Annotated in this window: 3 protein-coding genes; 1 reads left to right on the forward strand and 2 read right to left on the reverse strand. The window is 49.3% G+C overall.

What is annotated here, in order from left to right; translation table 11 throughout:
• Both J5224_RS25605 and J5224_RS25610 read right to left on the reverse strand, forming a co-directional pair.
• Nucleotides 1-935, reverse strand: a 935-nt coding sequence (locus J5224_RS25605; protein WP_264628014.1) for a phage major capsid protein, P2 family, incomplete at its 3' end; no start/stop codon positions are given.
• Between the two features lie 69 nt (nucleotides 936-1004).
• The gene (locus J5224_RS25610; RefSeq protein ID WP_264628015.1) at nucleotides 1005-1829 is read right to left on the reverse strand and encodes a GPO family capsid scaffolding protein; all 825 of its coding nucleotides are present in this window, start codon (nucleotides 1827-1829) and stop codon (nucleotides 1005-1007) included.
• A gap of 42 nt (nucleotides 1830-1871) precedes the next feature.
• Between J5224_RS25610 and J5224_RS25615 the strand changes: the two genes are divergently transcribed.
• A partial coding sequence (locus J5224_RS25615; RefSeq protein WP_264628016.1) for a hypothetical protein occupies nucleotides 1872-2076 on the forward strand: 205 nt, incomplete at its 3' end.

Genomic DNA, 2076 nt, shown 5'->3' on the forward strand with positions numbered 1-2076 from the left:
TAGCCTTCGTTGCGCAGGTACTTGTTTTCGTACTGCTTACGATCTTCGACAAATTCCGCTTTACGCTGGCGCGTGGTACGTTGGGTGTAGATATGCAGGTTACTTAGCGTGGTCACGACCATGCGCTTGCCTGGCATAAACGGCGGCACAATGGCCGGACGGCCTGCAATGGTGCTATCCAGCATCTGCGCGGCGATCTTTTCAGTCGGGCGATCGGCTTTTTGGAACAGGCGGTATTGCTCTGCGGCCACCAGGTCAGCACCGACCAACACCACCAGGCGCGGATCGTTGCGAAACTGCTGCGGGATTTTGGCGTTAATCAGGTCAGAGGCCATCGAATCCAGCGAGCGATAGTCGCCTTTTTCGTCCAGCGTCACCTTATCGGTGATAATTTGCTGACCGTCCTTGAACGTCTTAACCAGAGCGTGCCAGCCAATATTGACGTCTTCGCCGTTCGGGTTTTTATCGGGTTCGGTTGTCTTGGCAACAGACGTACCGTTAAAACCGATGCGCAGCATATCCAAGGCAAACGCCTGGTTAGAAAACGCCTGTACCTTTTGGAAAAATTCATTCTCCCCACCGGCGTTTGCCCATACCGACAGCAGGTCCCAGGGCAAGGCGGCACAAGAGTCAGTTTCAACCAGCTTGTACTCATTACCCTCGACCCCAACAGCACGGAGAAAACGCCCACCCTCTTTGCGCCCGGTATGCAAGGCCGAACTACCAACAGAAACCACCTGGCCCGCAAGCTGATCAACGTCCATCACGTTAATCAGTGACAGGAAATCCACCGACTCCAGCAGCGAATCCCGCAACTGCGTTTCCTTTGGATCGGACAGCGCAAAGTACTTGGATACATCCGTTACCCCGTGCGCCTCTGACAGCGCAGCAGAAAACGAGTGTAGAAAGTCACGCGCCCGCTGATTTAAAAACATAGAAATCCCTCTCGCGTCTTAGCGAAATAAAAGTAAACCTGAAATAACTGGCTAATATACTGTTACGAATTACACCAGATGGTTAAAGCGCTTTTCTTTATCACCGATTTTACGTTGCGGTAATTTGGTGATTTTCGCATCCAGCTTGCCAAAGTTTTTAATAATTTCCGGCAGGGCATCACGCAGCTTGGCAAATTCTTGCGTGTCTACCACATCTTTCACAACTTCCAAATCTTCCTGAACTTCTTCCTGCCCGGTTTCCAATGCAGCTACACGCGTTTCAAGTGCGGTTAAGGCTTCGGCCAGCGCCTGCAATTTATCGTCGTTGCCTTCGCTGCCTTCTTCCTCAGCAAAATTTTTCGGCTTAATACCAAACAGGCTATGCCACGTTGGTTTTGTTGATTCCTTTGCCATTCCCTTTTCCTTAAATGCTTTTACTTCATCAATCACCAGTGGTTTAAATGCACCCAACAGGCGATTCCGATTTTTTCGCTTGTGAAAATTTAAGCGCGTTGTACCAACACTGGCGGGTGTATCTGTAACCCCCAGCCCTTCGAGGTAATGCTTTCCGGTACCACGGAAATTGCCATCCGGCGTTAGCTCCACCGAACAAAAAATCATTTGGCCGTCCCGGTTGGCCTGCAACAAATAGTTATTTGGCCGCAGTTGTGCATAAAGCCTCATCAACCCGTCGTCGCCCTGTTCTGCCTTGGCGGCTAACACCTCCCCCATATTCCCAAACCATTTTTCATGCTCAGGCCAAATCAGGGCGGTGTAAAGTTGCGGATCGTAAAGCTCAGCGGCTTCAATTAACCATTGTCGATCCATTTGCCGCTTATCAACGGTTTCGCCCTCCGTCGCGATACAAATCCAGTTAGTCATTAACTGCGACATAATTAAATTCCGTTTCCCCGTGATATTCGGTCAACCGTATTATTGACGATTAAAACACATGCCGCGACCGTCATTATTCTTATGCGTTCGGTTATCGCCATTTCCCGAACAGATAAGAATCGCCATTCAAAAAAAGAAGAAATAACACCGCATAATAGCGACATGGCTAAATATTCAGATGAATTAATAGGTGTAGCGCGGGCGCTCTATTTAAAAAGAGCGACACCAAAGGAAATTGCCGCTGATT

This window comes from Candidatus Symbiopectobacterium sp. NZEC135, from assembly GCF_025962695.1.